The organism is Rhodococcus sp. AC861, from assembly GCF_979256035.1.
The window spans coordinates 1-234 of sequence record NZ_CEEDMW010000115.1; the positions used below are offsets into that span (position 1 = coordinate 1).

Genomic DNA, 234 nt, shown 5'->3' on the forward strand with positions numbered 1-234 from the left:
CGTCGGTGATGCGCCGGTTCCCCAACGAGCGCTCGGGTGGACAGCGCCAGCGCATCGCGATCGCGCGTGCACTGGCACTCCAGCCGGAGGTCGTCGTGTGCGCCGAGGCCGTGTCGGCTCTCGACGTGCTCGTGCAGGCCCAGATTCTGACGCTGCTCAACGACCTGCAGGCGGAGCGCGGCCTGTCGTACGGGTTCATCACGCACGACCTGGCCGTCGTGCGTCAGATCGCAG

General features: G+C 69.2%; 1 protein-coding gene. It reads left to right on the top strand.

All coding sequences use genetic code 11. From position 1 onward, the window contains the following. Positions 1-234, top strand: a 234-nt coding sequence (locus tag AC0IX4_RS23370) for an ATP-binding cassette domain-containing protein (RefSeq protein WP_471831465.1), incomplete at both ends; no start/stop codon positions are given.